The following is a 19342-nucleotide window of genomic DNA, read 5'->3' on the forward strand; positions in this document are numbered from 1 at the left end:
TTATGTAACTTTTCCGTAACTATTTACTGTTTTGTAATATTCCTGTCATATTATTTTAAATATACGGCACATAGTATTAGTTATTGTACAAAAGCTATATTTGCTAAAACGATTAACTGCTAATGCAGATTTTTAGGTTTTTAATCTTTTTTATTTAAATGCACTTGAAATTTTTTGTCACAAGATAAATATTTTATTTTAACTTTCTTCTATTTATATGGAAAATAATATTAAAACTTTCACCAATAACTTTTATTAAAACAAAAAAGACGAGGACATCCTCGCCTTTATATAAATTAATTATTTTTCAACAGTTACATTTTCTTCGAAAGCTTTTTCGTCGAATTCTTCGATTCCTGCTGGAAGTTTAACTTCTGTGATGTTGTTCTTTCTGAATGCAAACATATCTAATCTCTTTAGATTTTCTGGAAGTTTGATTTCTGTTAAGTGGTTTTTGTAGAATGCAGAAACTCCAATAAATTCTACTGTATCAGGAATGTTAATTTCTCCTAGTTCGTTTAGTGAGAAAGCATTGTCTCCAATAAATTCAAGATTTTTTGGCATCTTAACATCTGTAAGTTTGTTTCTGTAGAATCCGTAAGCGTCGATTTTTTTAACAGCGTCTGGAATGATAACTTCAGTTAAGTTATTTACTCCAAATGCGTTATATTGAATTTCTTCAACTGTTTCAGGAATAACAACAGAGTTTAATTTTCTTCTATAGAAGCATTGTTCTCCTATTACTCTAATTTTTGTTCCGTCTGGGCCTTCTGTAGGTACTACCATATCAAAGTATCCGTTTTCTTTGATTTTATCTTTTCCCTTTCTTGTCATACCCTTAAGAACATCTCCATCAAATATAAAATCGTCAAATTCCCATGGTTTTTCCATATGTATCCTCCCTACTAAAATAATAATTACCTTCACGTTTATTATAGCACATATAAAAATAATTATAAAGGAAAGCCTTCTATACTCGCCATAATAAACGTTTTTGCAGCTATTTAAAAATACTTTTACTATAAGTTTTTTATTTAGTTGTTTGTTTACTATATAACAATTTTATCTTTTTAATTTTTCACTTTTTCTAAAAATATTTTTTAATTTGTCACTTAAGCTTTAAAATTATTTTTAAAATTTTTACATTGCCATTAACTTAAAGAGAACTTTATATATTCATATTTTCTATGATATAATAGAAGTAATATTAATTAGGAGGTTATCCTTTTGGAAAAAATTATTGTAAAACCAAATGGACCTCTAAGTGGAAGCGTTAGAATTTCTGGTGCAAAGAACGCAGCACTTCCAATTCTTGCGGCTTCAATCTTAGGGACAGAAAAAATCGTACTTGAAGACGTGCCTGAACTAAAAGATGTTGAGATCATTACAGAAGTTTTAAGAGGTTTAGGTTTAAAGATAGAAAAAGATAATAATACACTTACAATCGACCCAAGCGGTCTAAATTCTTATGAGACAGATTATGAACTAATGAGCAAGATGAGGGCATCTTTCTTAGTTATGGGACCACTTCTTGCAAGACTTTCTAAAGCTTACAATTCACTTCCTGGTGGTTGTAACATTGGTACTCGCCCAATCGACTTGCACTTAAAGGGCTTTAGTGCTCTTGGTGCAAAGATCACTATGACTCACGGCGAGATTAAGGCAGAGGCAGATAAACTTGTTGGGGATAGGATTTATCTTGACTTCCCATCAGTTGGCGCCACAGAAAACATTATGATGGCAGCTGTACTTGCAGAGGGAGAGACAATCCTCGAAAACTGTGCAATGGAGCCTGAAATAGTAGACCTTGCTAACTTTTTAAACAAAATGGGAGCACGCGTAATGGGCGCAGGCACTTCTACAATCAAGATTAAGGGTGTAGAAAAGCTAACTGGTTGCACTCACCAAATTATTCCTGACAGAATCGAAGCAGGTACATTTATGGTTGCATCTGCCATAACTGGCGGCGATATTGAAATCGACAATGTAATCACTTCTCACTTAAAGCCAGTTATTGCAAAACTTGAAGAGTGCGGAGTTGAAGTTATAACTAATGGAAGTAAGCTAAGAGTAATTGGACACGAAGACCTAAAGCCAATTGAGATTAAAACTCTACCACATCCAGGTTTTCCAACAGATTTACAAGCCCAATTTATGGCACTTCTAACTCAAGTTGAAGGACAATCTTCAATTATCGAGACTGTTTTTGAAAATAGGTTCATGCACGCTGAAGAACTTAAGAAAATGGGGGCGAATATCAAAGTAATAGATAGAGAAGCCATCATTACGGGTAAGAATAAGTTATATGGTTCGAAGGTGCGCGCAACTGACTTAAGGGCTGGCGCAGCACTCATCCTAGCTGGCCTTGTGGGCGAAGGTGAGACCGAAATTTCAGACATCTACCACATTGACAGAGGATACGAAAAAATTGAAGAAAAATTTAGAAGCCTTGGGGCTAAAATCGAAAGGATTGATACTGAGGCTTAATCGAAAGGGAGATGTAAATGAAAAAATTTGGAGTAGCACTTCTTGCCATGGCACTGTTATTTTTAACAGCATGCTCTGGTGGCGATAAGAAGGAAGCTGGAGAAGATCCAGTTTTAAAAGTTGCAGTTTCTGAAGACACAAGCACTCTTGATACTGCAGAAGTAAACGACGATTATTCTGAAAATATTATTATTCAAGTTTATGACACATTAGTTAAGAGAAATGCCGATGGCGAACTTGTAAATTCTCTTGCTGAGTCAATCGAAAATCCTGACCCAACAACTTATGTTATTAAACTTAGAGATGGAGTTAAGTTCTCAAACGGAGATCCACTAACTGTTGACGATGTAATTTTCACATTAAAAAGAGCAGCAGCAAGTGAAAAGTTCAGCTCTTTCTACGGCAAAATTATACCAGACTCATATGAAAAGAAAGACGATAATACACTTCAGTTCAAATTGTCTGAACCAGACGCTGCATTTTTAAGTTCACTATCTCACCCAGCAGTTTCAATACTTTCACAAAAGTTTATTGAAGGCGGTGCAGATCCTAAGACAGAACTTATGGGAACAGGACCTTTTGTGCTAGACGAATGGGTACAAAACGACCACGCAACATTCTCTAGAAACGAAAACTATTGGGGCGATATGCCAAAGATTTCTGGAATCGAGATGAAGGTTATTCCAGAAGCTTCTCAAAGAATTATCGAACTTGAAAGTGGCGGAGTTGACCTTGCTTACAAAGTTGACCCTAACGATCTTGAACAAATTGAATCAAACGATGACCTACAAGTATTCAAAACACTTGATAACTCAGTTCACTTCATTGGATTTAATATGTCTAAACCACCATTTGACAACAAGGCTGCAAGAGAAGCCATGATAAATGCAATCGACATGAATTCAATTTTTGATACAGTTTATCTAAACAGTGGAAAGCTTGCAACAAGTCCAATTAACCCTAACTTTAAATATTCAATTGCAGATGATTTAAAACCAAATGCAGTTAATAAAGAAAAGGCAAAGGAACTTTTCCAAGAAGCAGGTGTTACTGAAGGCACAACACTTTCAATTTACACATCTGATAACACTCAAAGAGTTAATGTTGCAACAATGATGCAAGATCAACTAAGTGAATATGGGATTAACCTTGATGTGGAAAGACTTGAATGGGGTGCATTTATCGACGCACTAAAGGCGAACGAACACAATATGTTTATCATGAGCTGGAACCCATCAATCGTCGATGCTCACTATGAACTGCTTCAACCATTCCACTCTTCTAACAAGGGCAATGGACCTAACTATATGTACTACTCAAACGATGAGTTAGACAAGTTAATAGCAGAAGGAATTTCAACACTTGATGAAAACAAAAGAGCAGAGATTTATAAGAAAGCTCAAGAACTAGTTAACGAAGATATGCCTTGGCTATATATTTGCTACGGCGAAACAATAGTCGCAGGAAATAAAAATGTCGAAGGACTTAAACTTCTTCCAAAATATCCACAAGAATTAAAGGATGTTTCTATCATATCTCAATAAAAACTTATTAATTAAAATTAGCTCACCTTAGTGGTGAGCTTTTTTATATTCTTCTATTATTAATTGAAAATATTTTAAGAAGTTATATGAAATCGATAATAAAATCTTTTATGAATTAATAATAAAATCTCTTATAAAAGATAAGTTGTAGAAAAAAATCTGAGACTAATAAACTTGCTATTCAAGCAAATAAGTTTTCCATTTTAAATCCCTTAACCATTATATTTTTCTGCAGCCAGTTAAGTTTTTAAAGCTTTAAATAGCATAGCTCTTCTGTGCTGTTAGTTTTTAAATAGTATCAGCTCTTCTGTAATTGTTTTTTTATACTTTTCTAATGTTAAATACATATTAATAAAATTTTATCTTTAGCACAAAATTTTCCACAAAAAATCTGCTGGTTTTAACCAACAGACTTCTAGATTTTATAATATTAAATATTCTAAAAATAGATTTCAGATTTACTGAAAAACAGCAAAGCTATTACCTTAAATTTATTTTCTCATTCTACATTTTTCTTTTTTACAAACATTAGACATGTAGGCACCCATATAATCATAAAAATTATAAAATGCAAAATTTTATATTTCATTATATCTAAATTTAATTCAAATCCACCGATAAGTATTGCTCCTATAAGTGTATGTAGAACAATTCCATAAACACTTGCTACTAAAATTTTAATTAGCTTATCTTTTGTCATTAAACACACTCCAAACGCAAGGAAGTTACCATTTACTTCTATGTATTACAAAAATTTATAACAATAATTTAAAAAATCTAAACTTTTAAAATCACTTAATACATTTGACTTCGCCAAAATATTATCCATATAATTCCATTTGTCTAGCTAGTCTCTAAAGAGCAAATTAAGTTAAATCTTTAGTAAACATTTCCTTTATATCTAATTTTAAATATCTACTAAATATAGAATATCACTACTATTAACATCACGCAAATTTAATTTTTGGCATATATTTTTCTTTTGATATATATATTAGATGCTAAAATTTTTCTGATTCTAGAAAGATTATGCTTAAGAGAATTACCTCGGTCGAATATCACCTATGTATCTTAACATAGCTTTTCGTCTTTCTATTTTATTTCCCTTAATAGTTCTTTCTTTAATCTGGAGGAATTTTTCACGACAATTTTAAATTTTTCGAAAGCTTAAGAACAATTATATTATTAAATATAAAAAATCCCCGGCGTAACCAGGGACTTAATAATCTAAATTAGATTCTATTTAGTTCAACAATTTCTCTAAATGTTTCAAGTTGTGTCTTAACTTGTCCAAAGTCAGTCATTTGTTGGTCATAACCCATTTTGATTAGTGGGATACCAGCTTTTTCATAAGCTTGTTTTAGAGATGGGAATTCCATTTCTTCTGTATCGTTAAATGTCATCATAAATACTAGACATCCATCAGCGTCGTTATCTTTTGCAAGATTTACAACATATTCTGGTCTCTTCCAGATATCTGGGTCGTAAAGAATTGGGTCTTCGTCCATTCTTGCGAATTGATCTGCTAGAGCCATGTATGGGTCTTCTATTGTTGTGTCAACGTCAATTTTTAGTCCTCTTGATTCGTGAGCAACGTCATCTGCTACTACACAAATGTTGAAGTCATCAAGTACTTCAAGTAGTCCTGGGTTGTCAGTGATAATACCAGATGTTACTACTCTTGGTCCATTGCTTTCTTCTTTTGGAAGTTCTTTTAATGCGTCGATTAATTCTTTAAGCATTTTAGAGTGTTCGTCTTTCATCATGTAGTATGATGCTTTTAGTACATTTGATCTGTCAGATGCTTTGATTGTCTTTGGATAATCTCCACACATTTTGATGAATTCTCTCTTAAGAGCTCTGTTTTCGTTATATACTTCGAAAGCTTCTTTAAGTTTTTCATCAGTAATTTCTACTCCACAAATTTCTTCAAGTCTTTCTGCTGCTTGTTTGAAGATTTTTGCGTTATAAACTCTACCAAATTCTTCTTTTCTGTGTTGTGCGTGGTTTAAGAATACCATTGGGATTTTTCTACCAGCTGACACTTTATAGTTTTGAGAAAGTGGTCTTAGTGTGTCATCAAGTGTTGTAAGCATTGATGCGCTTAGTCCATCAAGTGATCCGTCAAGAGCCATTTCTAGACATCTTAGAGCTAGTGAGTAGTAGAATGTTGGGAAGTAGTTTTTAGCTTTGTCTATTGGACCTTGTCCTCCCCAAACTCCGTATGGGAACATTCCGCCTGCATAAATAATTTCTTCTGGAGCATAGTATGGGAAAACTCCAACTGCTTTTATTCCCTTGTCAAGATATTTATCTAGTTGCTCTCTTGGGTTATCTGCTATATGTTTAAATTCTTGTAATAAATTTTTTATATCAGTCATTTTGCACCTCGATTAAATTGTAGTTTTTGACCAGTCAGTTTCTTTAGTGTTGTCAAAGTTAGTATAAACGTCTTCGCCTTTAGCTATTCTTTCAGCTTTTCTTTCGTTCATAATTTCAACTAAACCTTGAACTCTAGTTTTGTATTGTTCTTCTGAGAAGTTTCTTTCGTCTGCTTGGTCACCGTCAAAGTGAACTACTGGTATATCAAGGTCTTCTCTCCATCTTCTTTCGATTTCAGGCATTGCTCCTGACCATGGTTTACATGATCTGTTGTAGTTAACAAGTGCTCCAGAAACTCCGTTTTCTTTAGCCATTGTTTCTCTCCATTCAACACCGTCTTCGATACATACTGAACATGGAGCTTTACAGTAAGCTGCAGCCATTTCTCTAACAGTTGAGTATCTAAATCCAAATGCTGGAGCATATACTACTGCTGTTACGTTAACACCGCTTTGTTTTAGTGGTTCAAATAGGTGTCTTAGTCCTGGCCAGCAAGGAATTCCTTCAAATAGAATTCTGTGTTCTTCTGGGTATTCCCATGTAGAAGTACCTTCTCTTACTGATTGTTCATATTCTTCTGCTAGAAGTTCGAATCCTTCTGCTGCATCAATTTCACATCTTGCTGCTACGATGTCAGCCATGTGGTTAAATAGGTCAAATCCAGAAAGTGGAGATGGTTTGTAAGCCATGTATGAACAAGCTTTTAGCCAAGCTGCTGCTGTTCTGTTTGCAATGTCACAAGCTTCTTGGAATTTAGCTTCGTCAAATTTCTTTCCAGTTAATTCTTCTAGTTGGTGAATTGCGTATTCGAATTGACCCATTAAGTAATCTACTTTTTCCTCTGGAACATCAACTGTGTTTTGGAAAGGAATATCAATCATGATCATTGGTATGTCGTGCATTCTTGCAATGTTTTCGTACCATTTAGTCATCATGTTGCATATGTTGTTACAGCATAATACGAAGTCTGGTTGTGGCATTTTTCTTGAGTCAGTAGGTTCTCCTGCTGCATATGCAAGTGAGATTCTAGCGTATCCACAAATGTCGTTGTCATATCCCATGTCTTCTGCTGCTTGGCAAAGTCTTAATCCGTCTTTTTTAGCTGCTGTAGTAGCTGCGTGGTTTTCTGGATATACTGCGTGTAAGTCGAATGCCTTTGCAAGTTCGATTGGGAATTTAGATGATGACCATCCAACTAATTCTCCTCTGTGTTTTGCATCCCATGCTGCTCCATAAACTCTATCAACAACATTTCTTAGAGCTTGAGCTGCTGGAATATGTCCTTCGATTGGTCTTGGTTTCTTTCCTGGTATTTTTTGTATTTTTTCAGCCATACTTACCCTCCTAAAGTATTAATTATGCATTAGCCTTTTTCTTATCAATCAACTGTTGTTTTTGATATGCGAACAATGCTGCACCTAGTGCACCATTTAATTGACAATATGGTGAAGTGTGAATTTTGTGTCCTGTGTTTCTTTCAAGTGCTCTAACCATACCTTCGTTAAGAGCAACCCCACCTGTAAATATTATATCATCGTTAAGTCCAACTCTCTTTGCAAGTGAACCAACTCTTGCTGCTATTGAGTTGTGAATTCCTTTAACGATATCTTCTATTTTGGCACCGCTTGCAAGTTGTGAAATAACTTCGGACTCTGCGAATACTGTGCAAGTTGATGAAATACTTACGTCTTTTGTAGATTTTTCGTCAAGTTCTTGAAGTTCTGAAATATCTACTTCTAGTACTCTTGCAATTACGTCCAAGAATCTTCCTGTACCTGCTGCGCATTTATCATTCATTACAAAGTTTTCTAGCATTCCATTGTTTCCAATTTTAAGTGCCTTAGCATCTTGACCGCCAATATCTATTATAGTCTTTACATTTGGAAATAGGAAATAAGCTCCCTTGGCATGGCAAGAAAGTTCTGACATTTGTGCATCTGCTTCTTTTAGAGCATTTCTACCATATCCTGTTGCCATTATATATGATATATCTTCTCTCTTTAAGCCAGCTGCATCTAAGGTCATTTTAATTGTTCTAGATGGGCCACTTGTTCCGGCTCCAACATCTACAACAGATTTTGAAATTATTTCTTTACCATCTTTTAAGATTATACTCTTGGATGCAGTCGAACCAATGTCGATGCCCATAGTATAAACGGCTTTTGCCATAAAATCCCCTCTTTAAAATTAATATTGCAACTTCCTTACTTCATTTTTATTGTACTATGAATTATAAATTTTGTCAAAAATGAAATCCGTCTAGTCTAGATATTACAATGGTTTAAGAGATTTTATAAATTACTAATCATAAGTTTTTGTTTTTATATCTTTCTTTAAGTAAAATAATTTACGTCTTTTATGTTTAAAATAAAAATTGGATAATCCCATGGCGAGATTATCCAATAAATCTTTTTATTTATTTAATATTATTTAGATTATCATAATCTCTAATAATTCTTGGTAAAAGCATTTGATGAACTGGACAAATTGATATAGGGTCTTGATAGCAAGCCTCTGTAAATGCAATTATATAATTTCTCCATAGATCCATATTAATGATTTCATCAACTAAACCATACTTAGCACATGAGAATGGTCTTGATTTTTCATTGTAGTCTTCTATTAGTTTGTTCATCTTATCAATTGTTGGTTGAAGATCTTTTCCTGCTTTTTTATCTTTAGCAAGTCTTCTTGAGTACATTGCGTTTGCAGCAGTTTCACCGTGCATTACGTTGATTTCAGTTGCTGCTGTTCCTAGTGAGAAGGCGTTAGTGTCGTTACCTTGTGGTCCACCAAGTACATAGTGAGCTGCAGCTGTACCCTTTCTCATTGTGATTTCCATTTGTGGAAGATCAGATTTTTGGATTGAGTAGATAAGTGATTGACCAAGTCCAAGAAGTTCTGCTTTTTCAGCGTCGTCACCTACGTCGATACCAGTTGTATCTTGTAGCCATACGATAGGAAGTCTATCTCTTGCACATAGTGTAACGAATTCGTTCATCTTGATAAGACCTTGTCTGTAAAGTTTTCCACCAATACCTACATGTCTTCCTTCGTAGTATTCAGGATAGTTCATTAGAAGTCCTTGTACGTTTGCAACAACACCTACAAGTAGTCCATTAACTTTTGCAAGTCCTGTTACCATTTCTGGACCGTATCCCTTTTTGTATTCCATAAATTCTGAACCGTCAAAAAGTCTTGCGATAACTTCGTATACGTCATAAGCTTTTTTAGTGTTCTTTGGAAGAACTGAGTACATATCCTCTGCTGGATATAGTGGCATCTTTGGATCGTCAACTCTGAAGAATGTTCTATCAAATTTTGGAAGCATTGATAGATATTTTCTAATTCCTTCAAGTACTCCTTCTTCTTCTGTATATACTTCTCTCATGAAACCAGTTTGTGCGAAGTGAACGCCAACTGATCCTGGAGGAGTTGTCTTTTTAGCATTAGCTGTTGCATCTGCAATTTGGTTGGCACTTTCCATATCGATATATCCCTTAGGGCTCATTCCGCCAAGGATACCTGCACCACCAACAGCCATGTTTGCATCTTTGTGTGCGATTAGAATTGTTGGAGAAATAGCGTGATATCCACCACCTGCAGGGTTAGTACCATAGATACCTACGATAACTGGAACTCCACATTGGTTAAGTCTTGAGTTTCTGTAGAATGGAGTACCGCCTCCACGTCTATTAGGATATACTTTTTCTTGTTCGTCAAGTTTTACACCTGAACAGTTCAAAATATATACTAGAGGAATTCTTAGACGTTCTGCAGTATCAGAAGCTCTTAGTAAGTCATCTGCTTGTCCAGCAATCCAAGCACCAGCTAATTTTTTGTTATCACTTGCAACGATGTAAACCCATCTGTCGTCAACTTTAGCTAGTCCCTTAACAATACCAGTTGTTCCATGGTCGTTTTCTCCAGGGTTATAGATTGTGTTTAGTGGACACCATGTTCCTTCATCTATAAGTTCTGCAATTCTTTGAAGTGCAGTCATTTCGCCACGTTCGTTAACTTTTTCATCAGGTTTACCAGCCGCTAATGATTTTTCTGCAGCTTCTCTTATTTCTTCTTCAACTTTTCTAAGTTCATTATAGTTTTCTTCGTCCTTAGAATTTAAAGGACTTCCGATTGTCTTCATATTTTGGAAATATGAAGCTAGTGAATATTGACCCATAAATCTCTCCTTAATATTATTCGTTATTATTCTGTAGGCCTCTTAATGAAAGCTTCGCCCGGATCTATTTCTTCTCTTATTAGTTTAATAACATCTTCGTCAGGTTCTTCAAGAACAACTGCACGGCTTACATCTAGATCAAATCCTGTGTTTTCAAGAACATCTTCAGGTGAAGAGCTTGGATAGTATCCAGCTAGGTACATTCTCTTAGTATCTTCATCGAATTTAAGGATTCCCTTGTCAGTTACAACCATTTGTGGTCCAACATTTTCTGGAATACCTACTCTAGTTCTTCCGCCAGGACCGTCGATCCAACCTGGAGAAGTTACATAGTCAATTTTTTCCATGAATCTTCTCTTTTCGTGTTGCATCATGATAATAGTGTTAACATAAGTTGCAATACCGTTAGCTCCACCAGATCCTGTAAATCTAGTTTTTGGGTGGTGGTAGTCGCCGATTACTGTTGAGTTAACATTTCCGTATGGGTCGATTTGTGCTCCACCGATAAAAGCGATCATTCTTTTTTTGTCGTGTTTCCATTCGTTAGCTTGGAATCCAACGTATGTTGCATTTGTCCAGTGAACTCCACAGTGAGCCATGAATCTGTTGTCACCAACTGATCTTGGTACTTCTATTGGGTCACAGTCCATAAGTCCTGATTCCACTATTAGGTAGCAGTTAGGTGCGTAAATAGCTTTAGCAACTGATGCTCCAATTAGAGGAAGTCCTGTACCTACAATTGCAATTTGACCATCTTTAATTTGTCTTGCAATAGTTACAGCTTGCATTTCTTTATTTGTATAGTTATCGTATCTAGCCATTATTTATTTTCTCCTTCCTTCTTTAGTACGTCTGTTGCGTATCCAAATCCAGGAACGTCTTTTAGTCCGATTAATCTAGTTGCTCCTAATTTGTTTAGGTAGTCGTTGTGATCTTTCATTGCATAAACCCATTCGTCTAGGAATGCGTCGAAATCTTCTTGTGTTTTAGAAACAACATTGTACATCTTGTAGAAATCTGGATCGTAGTCATAGTATCCGTAGCATTGTGATGGGTGTGCACCGTGTGGAGCGTGAACTACTGCGTCAACACAGAATCCTGGGATTTTGTTTTGATCTGCATCGTAGTTTTTAATATATTCATCACTTACAAGTTCTTCACATGTTACGATAACTTTTCTTGCAGCGATTGCAATGTCAACATCGTGAAATGTGTTTCCAAGAATTCTTGTAGTTCCGTCTGGAGATGCCATTTGTACGTGAATAATAGCTGTGTCTATTTCAGGTACTGGAGCTGCTACTAATTTTTCTCCTTCTTTGAATGGATTGTCTACGTATACGAATTTGTCGTTAGGTAGTTTTTCAACTTTTTCTCTTTCTTCTCTAGAGATTCCCCATTCATCAACAAGAGATGAACCCATCATAAGTCTACATGGTAGGTATGGAAGTCCAAGAGCTGCTGCGTGAATTCTTTGCATTTCAACGTCTTGAGAGTAGTCTTCAAATAGGATGTCTCCGTTTTCAATTGCTGCTCTAAATCTTCTAGATACGTTAGTATATCCTGAGTTAGCAGTATAGCAATTTATGTATGCTTTTACTCTGCCAGCTCCAATAAGCATATCCCAGTCTCCACCAGCTGGTCCAGCTTCAACGATAAAATCTTTTTGTCCTTGACGCAAAATTTCACTAACTGCTGCGTAAGGCTTTCTGTTTGTTGTAAATCCGCCTAGAGATATTACATCGCCATCTTCAACGTATTTTGCTATGGCGTCTTTAAGTTCCATTACTTTACTCAAGTTAAAACCTCCTTGTTCATTATAGATAACTTGATATCATTAACATTCCGCCCCAGTATGGAGCGGAAGCATTCTAGCCAAATAAAATTAAGAATACACCAGCTGCTACAGCTGATCCAATAACTCCCGCTACGTTTGGTCCCATAGCATGCATTAGTAAGAAGTTAGTAGGATTATATTTTCTACCTTCAACTTGTGCAACACGTGCTGCCATAGGTACTGCAGAAACACCTGCTGAACCAATAAGTGGATTTATCTTTCCACCAGTAGCTGCGTATAAAATCTTTCCAAATATAACTCCTGCTGCAGTAGCAAAGATAAATGCCATAAGTCCTAGAACGATAATCTTAATAGTACTTAGTGCAAGGAATGTTTGTCCATCTGCAGTAGCTCCAACTGTAACACCAAGCATGATAGTTACAATGTTCATAAGAGCGTTTTGAGCTGTATCTGAAAGTCTATTAACTACTCCTGATTCCTTAAATAGGTTACCAAGCATTAGCATACCAAGAAGTGGTGCTACATCTGGTAGAAGTAGTGCTGTGAATAGAACTACAACGATAGGGAATACAATTTTTTCAAGCTTAGAAACTTTTCTAAGTGAAGTCATAACTGTAGTTCTTTCTTTTTCTGTAGTTAGAGCTTTCATAATTGGCGGTTGAATCATTGGGATGAGTGCCATATATGAATAAGCTGCAACTGCAATTGGTGCCAATAGTTCTGGTGCCAATTGAGATGTTGTAAATATTGCTGTTGGACCGTCAGCTCCACCGATAATACCGATTGAAGCGGCTTGAGGGCCAGTAAAACCAAGAGCAATAGCTGTTACAAAGGCAAAATAAATACCTATTTGAGCTGCTGATCCTAAAACTAGTGAAATTGGATTCGCAATTAGCGGTCCAAAGTCAGTCATTGTTCCTACTCCCAAGAAAATTAAACATGGGAATAAGTTTGATTTAACTCCATTATACATTATTGCCAATACACCTGATGATTGCCATGGGTCTGCTACATCCATAAGACCTGTCATAGGAAGGTTTCTTAGAAGCATACCAAAAGCAATTGGTAGAAGTAGTAGTGGCTCATATTCTTTTTTAATAGCAAGGTATATTAGTATAAAGGAGATGATAAACATTACGCAGTTTTGCCATTGTAGATTAGCAAAACCTGATTCGCTTAAGATGCCCTGTAATGTTTCTAATAACATATTATTATTCTTCCTCCTAAAATTCTAATTAACCTATGCTTGCAAGTACTGCGTCTGTATCTACTGTTTCTCCAGCTTTAACATTAAAAGTAACTGTACCATCACATGGTGCTGAAATTTCGTTTTCCATCTTCATAGCTTCAAGAATTAAAACAGTATCTCCTGCTTTAACTTGTGCGCCGTCTGCAACTGCAAGTTTAAGTACTGTACCAGGCATTGGTGCAACTACATCTCCTGCTCCTCCTGCTGGTGCTGCTGCTGGAGCTGGTGCTGGTGCAGCTGGAGCTGGTGCTGGAGCTGCTTGTTGTACAGGAGCTGCTGGTGCTGCTGGTGCTTGCATAACTGGTGCTGCTTGTGTTAAATTGCCAGGTTGAAGAGATGATAAACCACCATCAATTTTTTCAACTTCAACTTCAAAAACTTTTCCATCTACTTTTACTTGATATTTCATTAATTTCTCCTTTTCCAAATAAATAATAAATAATAGATTTTAAATCAAAAATTATTTGATTTCTGTGATTGAAACGATTTTAAAACCGTCGATTTTAGATCTTCTTTCCATACTAATAGCACCTACTATAGCTGCTAATGTTTCAGGACTAATTCCGCTTTCTACACTAGCCTTAGCTTGTGGCGCTGGACTACTCTTAGCTATTGGCTTTGCAACAGCTTGTTCACTTTTAGCAGAATCCTTTCCTCCAATAGATCCTACTATAGCTGTAATTATTTTTATTGCAATAAAAAGAGCAATAAGTGCCATAAATACAACTAGAATTCCTGTTAGAGATACACCTAAAGCTTGGCTTATAGTGAGATTATCTCCAATCATCTTAACACCTCCAAATGCAGTTTTCGTATAATGGAATACATTCCAACTTATAAAAACATTATAACAAAGACTTTCCCTCTAATCAATGGATAGCGTATTATGTATTTTTTAAATTAAGAATCTTTCCCTACGTGAATTATTATACATGAAAACCTATGACTTTTAAAGTTTTATAAATGTGAGAAAAAGCACGAAATTTGCGTTTTTAATGATTTTTTTGTTTTAAAATTACACTTGTTAAAAATTTCCTTAAGTTTTGTAAAATAACATAGGAATTAGGAAATTTTGAAGAAAATTTTTGACTATATGAAAAAGTTTTTTTACTCTTTAAGGCTAAGAGAAATGTCTAAATGACTATTACTTTAACATTTTATACTGTGCTAATAAATGTTAGCTATGTGGGTATTATAGTTTACGTTTATATATCTTTCTCTATGCATTTTGCGATTCGTAAGATATAAAATGTATTTATTGACTTAAAATTCGGAAAATGTTTGGAGATTGGTTTGGTGGTTTTATTTTGGATTTGAGTTTATTGTGGATAAATTTTAGAATGGATTAAATTGTTTGAGCCACAACTGTAACACTTCGTCATCTCGAGCTTGTCGAGGGATATGTAAAATAGTCAAGCGAGAACTAATCGTCTTAACTAAATAACGTGAAGGAGAAACACCTCAAAACACTTCTCATCAAAACTACGTTTTACATTTCCTTTTGCGAGGAAGGGAAGGGATCTTCCGCTTTCGCTGCGATGACCCCTTCCCTCTCCTCGCGCTCCAACCTAACCCCGACGCCCACTTCGGAGAATGCGTTGAACTTATCTGACTTTTTAGTACTCCGCAAAAAGCCTAAATTTCATAACTCGCGAGTTGTAACTTTTTATAAATTTTTCCTCTATAACACTTTTCTTTAACTCAAGGTGGTTATTGTGGTTTGCTCAAACAAATGAAATTTTTAACGACTTTTTGCGAAACTTTACTGCCTAATAGAAAATCATCGCACTTTGGTTAATATTTAATAAGTTAACTGATGGCACAGTAATAACCTTGACTCCCAAAAGCCTCTACACGCCGTCATTTCGAGTGAGCGTGAAACGCGAATCGAGAAATCTGCACCTTATGGAGAAACAGCCTATGCGTCTTAACGAGATAACGCTAAGGGGAATAACCCCAATACGCAACTTGGTCAAGACGATGACACATCGCTAGACAACTCTACAGATCCTTCGACTCACTTCGTTCGCTCAGGATGACGAGTTAGGGCAGTGGATTAAACGAGGATACATCGCTCCCGCGACCCTACAGATCCTTCGACTACGCCTTATGCTTCGCATTCGTCTCCGCTCAAGGATGACGCCCGATGGGATGTTTACGTATAAAAAGAACAACCAGAGGCACAGGAACGACTTATTCGGGTCATAACCTCTACTCCCCGTCATCCCGAGCTTGTCGAGGGATCTGCACCTTATGGAGAAACAGCCTATGCGTCTTAACGAGATAACGCTAAGGGGAAACACCTCAATACACAACTTGTAAAGACGATGACACATTGCCAGACAACCCTACAGATCCTTCGACTCACTTCGTTCGCTCAGGATGACGGGTTAGGGTTAGTGGATTAGACGAGGACACATCGCCACCATAACTCTACAGATCCTTCGACTCACTTCGTTCGCTCAGGATGACGGGTTGGAGTAGTGGATTAGACGAGGACACATCGCTCCCTCGACTCTACAGATCCTTCGACTCACTTCGTTCGCTCAGGATGACGGGTTAGGGGTATTGTCAAGGAAGTTACGCCTCACTCTATACCTCTAAAAATTCTTAAAACCTAAAATAAAAAACCTCACGTCATCTTATGATTACATGAGGTTCTTATTCAAAGTCCAAGGTTTGGGTTTGCAAAGTTTTCTTCGTCCACCTTGCCACTTTTGTATGTGTAGTATGCAGCTGATCCTATCATCGCCGCGTTATCTGTGCAGAGTTTAAGCTCTGGATAATATATTTTTTTGTTTCTTTTTTTTGCTTCGTCTTCAAAGGCTTCTCTAATTCGAGAGTTTGCCGATACTCCTCCGCATAGCACTATTTTATCCATGTTCTTTTCGTCTGCGAGTCTAAATGTTTTTTCTAGAAGTACATCGACTACTGCCTCTTGAAAAGATTTACACACGTCTTCTTTTATTATATCTTCTCCCTTTTGTCTCTTGGAATTTAGATAATTTAATACTGCAGTTTTAAGTCCACTAAAGGAGAAGTCGTAATTGTCTTCTTTTATCATTACTCTTGGAAAGTCTATTGTCTCTTTTCCTTCTCTTGCAAGCTTATCTATTATTGGTCCACCGGGATAGGCAAGTCCAAGACTTCTTGCTACTTTGTCAAAAGCCTCTCCCACTGCATCGTCCTGAGTCCTGCCGTGAAGTATGAAGTCGACATAGTCTTTTACTTCTATTAAATATGTGTGTCCACCAGATATTATAAGTCCAATAAATGGCGGTTCCAATTCTTCAAAAGAAATATAGTTTGCACATACATGACCAACTATGTGGTTTACTCCAACAAAGGGCTTATTAAGCGCCATGGCAATTGTCTTTCCTGCACTAAGTCCAACAAGAAGTGCCCCAATAAGTCCCGGCCCCTTAGTTGCTGAGACTAAATCTATATCACTTAGACTGACATTTGCCTCGTCAAGTGCTTCTTTTAACACTACATTTATTGCTTCAACATGTTGGCGAGATGCCACCTCTGGCACAACGCCTCCAAATTTTTTGTGCGTCTCTATTTGTGTTGCAATTACATTGGATAAAACTTTTCGTCCATCCTCCAAAACTGCAACTGAAGTCTCATCACAAGATGACTCTATTGCTAAAACTTTCATCACTACCTCCACATTATAAAGGCGTCTTGACCTATTCCGTAATAGTCCTTGCGCCTTCCTTCTGTCTGAAATCCGTATTTTTTGTAAAGGGAGAGTGCAACTTCATTTGAGACATTTACTTCAAGTGTCACCTTAAAATTATTTTCGTCAGCATACTTTGTGACTTTTTCAATAAGCATGTCGCCGTATCCTCTTCCCCTAAATTTTTTATCAACTGCTACATTGGCAATGTGAATTTCATCAAATATTTCCATAAATCCAACATAACCTGCGACTACATCATCCTCTTCAATTACAAAAACTTTCGAAAGTTCATCTTCTACTATTTGGTAGTAGAGGGCGTTTTTCGACCAAGGATTTGGAAAAGTCGCCTCTTCGATTTTTGCAATTATTTCTATATCGCCTGCATTAGCTTCTCTTATGTTTATCTTCATATTGTTTTTCTGCCTGGGATAATTTTAAATAATTTGGAACTATGCTAAATTTATTGTCGGATCCCCTCTTTTTGTATTCAAGTAACCCAAGTTTTGCAATGCTTGCTCCACTCATCTCTAAGTTAAAGCTTAAATTTGCATTTTGAAATTCATCTATAAAGTTTGGTGCATCAATTCCCGTAATTGTCACGTCTCTATATTTTGATAAAACTTCCTTAAAGTCCTCTACAGAAATTAAAGTATCTTCCATTAAGATTTCCATCTCATCTTCATTTTTAATTATGGACGCGTAGAGCTTGTTTCTCTTTGCATCGGCAATCGTCGCAACAACTCCCCTATCTTTCATGGAATTTGCAACAAGAGATGAGACGCCAATTATTTCCTTTTGTAAAGTAAATGCCAAAACTTTAGCAATCGTCACGCCAATTCTAAGTCCTGTAAAAGATCCTGGCCCAACTCCAACAGCCAAAAGGTCAATGTCTTTAATTTCAAAATTAAATTTTTTAAAGATTTCATCTATCATATCTGTTACAGATTCTGAATGGGCAACAAGACCCGTAAGACTATATTCTGCAATAATCTTTCCATCTTCTACAAGTCCAACAGATGTCGTCTTAGTTGATGTGTCAATTCCCAAAACTTTCATACAGCTTCTCCTTTAGCGCCTCTTCTCTCTTTCCCTTTGCGATTATCTCGACTTCTCTCTTATCTCCACTTGATGTGATGTTAAGCTCCAAATAGTTTTCTGGAAGGGCGTATTTAATCTTATCCGCCCACTCAACGATAGTTATTCCATCGGAATAGAAGTACTCGTCAAACCCAAGATAGTCAACATCAACCGTATCATCGAGCCTATATGTGTCGATGTGGTAGAGATTAATCGGTCCATAATATTCATTTACAATAGTAAAGGTCGGGCTTGTGACATAATCGTCAATGCCCATTCCCTTTGCAATGCTCTTTGTAAGAGTGGTCTTTCCAGCGCCCAAATCTCCATTTAGGCACACAGTCATCCCTTTTTCTAAATTTTCTCCCAAAAATCGTCCAAATTCTTCCGTTTCTTTTAAATTATTTAACTGCATCTAAATCCTCAAATACATTTTCATCATAATCAAAAGGAATCTTCTCTGATTTTTCTTCTGCAGAGTGACCAATTCCTATGATGCACTCTACATTAAATTTATCATCAAGTTTAAAAAATTCCTTCAAAACATCTTGCGAAGCTCTTCCCTCTTCGTTAACTGCATTAGTTACATTTCCCCAAGTTGCACCAAGTCCCATCTCTGCTGCTGCAAGCAGTAAGTATGTTGCAACGATACTTGCGTCTTGGTGGTTTGTAACAGGAGCAATTTCTGTATCTGTCACAACGGCAATTGCAACATTTGCTCCAGCTAAAAAGGCTGATCCAACTTTTTTATATTTAGAAAGTTCTTTTAGTCTTTCTTTATCTTTTATCACGATATACCTGACAGGGTTTTGATTTTTTGCCGTAGGAGCGTGTAGTGCAATCTCAATTATTTTTCGAATTTCCTCATCACTTACTTTTTCATCTGTAAATTTTCTGATGCTTCGTCTCTTTTTTACTAAATCTAATAACATATCACCAA

General features: G+C 36.2%; 18 protein-coding genes. 2 read left to right on the forward strand and 16 right to left on the reverse strand.

Annotated features, from left to right (window positions below; genetic code table 11):
* Positions 1–300: 300 nt before the first annotated feature.
* A complete protein-coding gene (locus tag ACOX6R_RS02525; protein ID WP_433446906.1) occupies positions 301–891 on the reverse strand; it encodes a leucine-rich repeat domain-containing protein in 591 nt (196 codons plus the stop codon).
* Between the two features lie 336 nt (positions 892–1227).
* Between ACOX6R_RS02525 and murA the strand changes: the two genes are divergently transcribed.
* Entirely contained in the window at positions 1228–2487 is a 1260-nt protein-coding gene (gene murA, locus ACOX6R_RS02530) for a UDP-N-acetylglucosamine 1-carboxyvinyltransferase (protein WP_433446908.1), read from the forward strand.
* A 17-nt stretch (positions 2488–2504) separates the two neighbouring features.
* Positions 2505–4031: an ABC transporter substrate-binding protein gene (locus tag ACOX6R_RS02535; protein ID WP_433446910.1), complete on the forward strand. Its 1527-nt coding sequence runs from the start codon at positions 2505–2507 to the stop codon at positions 4029–4031.
* 499 nt (positions 4032–4530) lie between these two features.
* On the opposite strand, the gene ACOX6R_RS02540 is transcribed toward ACOX6R_RS02535, so the two are convergent.
* The 15 genes from ACOX6R_RS02540 to ACOX6R_RS02610 all read right to left on the reverse strand — a co-directional run bounded on the left by ACOX6R_RS02540 (position 4531) and on the right by ACOX6R_RS02610 (position 19334).
* Positions 4531–4731 (reverse strand): hypothetical protein, encoded by a 201-nt coding sequence (locus tag ACOX6R_RS02540; RefSeq protein WP_433446912.1) that lies wholly within the window; start codon positions 4729–4731, stop codon positions 4531–4533.
* Positions 4732–5263: 532 nt separating this feature from the next.
* Complete coding sequence (locus ACOX6R_RS02545; RefSeq protein ID WP_433446914.1) at positions 5264–6412, reverse strand: 2-hydroxyacyl-CoA dehydratase subunit D; 1149 nt, start codon at positions 6410–6412, stop codon at positions 5264–5266.
* Positions 6413–6424: 12 nt separating this feature from the next.
* On the reverse strand, positions 6425–7747 hold the full coding sequence (locus ACOX6R_RS02550) for a 2-hydroxyacyl-CoA dehydratase subunit D (RefSeq protein WP_433446916.1): 1323 nt from the start codon (positions 7745–7747) through the stop codon (positions 6425–6427).
* A gap of 22 nt (positions 7748–7769) precedes the next feature.
* The gene (locus ACOX6R_RS02555) at positions 7770–8582 is read right to left on the reverse strand and encodes an acyl-CoA dehydratase activase (RefSeq protein ID WP_433446918.1); all 813 of its coding nucleotides are present in this window, start codon (positions 8580–8582) and stop codon (positions 7770–7772) included.
* Positions 8583–8829: 247 nt separating this feature from the next.
* A complete protein-coding gene (locus tag ACOX6R_RS02560) occupies positions 8830–10596 on the reverse strand; it encodes an acyl-CoA carboxylase subunit beta (protein ID WP_433446920.1) in 1767 nt (588 codons plus the stop codon).
* Between the two features lie 26 nt (positions 10597–10622).
* A complete protein-coding gene (gene gctB, locus ACOX6R_RS02565; protein WP_433446922.1) occupies positions 10623–11417 on the reverse strand; it encodes a glutaconate CoA-transferase subunit B in 795 nt (264 codons plus the stop codon).
* Complete coding sequence (gctA, locus tag ACOX6R_RS02570; RefSeq protein WP_433446924.1) at positions 11417–12391, reverse strand: glutaconate CoA-transferase subunit A; 975 nt, start codon at positions 12389–12391, stop codon at positions 11417–11419. Before gctA ends, gctB begins: the two co-directional genes overlap by 1 nt.
* 73 nt (positions 12392–12464) lie before the next feature.
* On the reverse strand, positions 12465–13598 hold the full coding sequence (locus ACOX6R_RS02575) for a sodium ion-translocating decarboxylase subunit beta (RefSeq protein ID WP_433446926.1): 1134 nt from the start codon (positions 13596–13598) through the stop codon (positions 12465–12467).
* Positions 13599–13626: 28 nt separating this feature from the next.
* Complete coding sequence (locus ACOX6R_RS02580; RefSeq protein WP_433446928.1) at positions 13627–14049, reverse strand: biotin/lipoyl-containing protein; 423 nt, start codon at positions 14047–14049, stop codon at positions 13627–13629.
* A gap of 51 nt (positions 14050–14100) precedes the next feature.
* Positions 14101–14427 (reverse strand): OadG family protein, encoded by a 327-nt coding sequence (locus ACOX6R_RS02585; protein ID WP_433446930.1) that lies wholly within the window; start codon positions 14425–14427, stop codon positions 14101–14103.
* Positions 14428–16305: 1878 nt separating this feature from the next.
* On the reverse strand, positions 16306–17301 hold the full coding sequence (gene tsaD / locus ACOX6R_RS02590; protein ID WP_433446932.1) for a tRNA (adenosine(37)-N6)-threonylcarbamoyltransferase complex transferase subunit TsaD: 996 nt from the start codon (positions 17299–17301) through the stop codon (positions 16306–16308).
* A 2-nt stretch (positions 17302–17303) separates the two neighbouring features.
* Positions 17304–17735 (reverse strand): ribosomal protein S18-alanine N-acetyltransferase, encoded by a 432-nt coding sequence (gene rimI, locus ACOX6R_RS02595; protein ID WP_433446934.1) that lies wholly within the window; start codon positions 17733–17735, stop codon positions 17304–17306.
* Entirely contained in the window at positions 17710–18381 is a 672-nt protein-coding gene (gene tsaB, locus ACOX6R_RS02600; protein WP_433446936.1) for a tRNA (adenosine(37)-N6)-threonylcarbamoyltransferase complex dimerization subunit type 1 TsaB, read from the reverse strand. The genes rimI and tsaB overlap by 26 nt, the downstream gene beginning before the upstream one ends.
* On the reverse strand, positions 18362–18817 hold the full coding sequence (gene tsaE / locus ACOX6R_RS02605; RefSeq protein ID WP_433446938.1) for a tRNA (adenosine(37)-N6)-threonylcarbamoyltransferase complex ATPase subunit type 1 TsaE: 456 nt from the start codon (positions 18815–18817) through the stop codon (positions 18362–18364). Before tsaE ends, tsaB begins: the two co-directional genes overlap by 20 nt.
* Complete coding sequence (locus tag ACOX6R_RS02610; RefSeq protein WP_433446940.1) at positions 18804–19334, reverse strand: nitroreductase family protein; 531 nt, start codon at positions 19332–19334, stop codon at positions 18804–18806. Before ACOX6R_RS02610 ends, tsaE begins: the two co-directional genes overlap by 14 nt.
* Positions 19335–19342 lie beyond the last annotated feature (8 nt).

The organism is Peptoniphilus sp. (assembly GCF_050943655.1).
GTDB lineage: Bacteria > Bacillota > Clostridia > Tissierellales > Peptoniphilaceae > Peptoniphilus_A.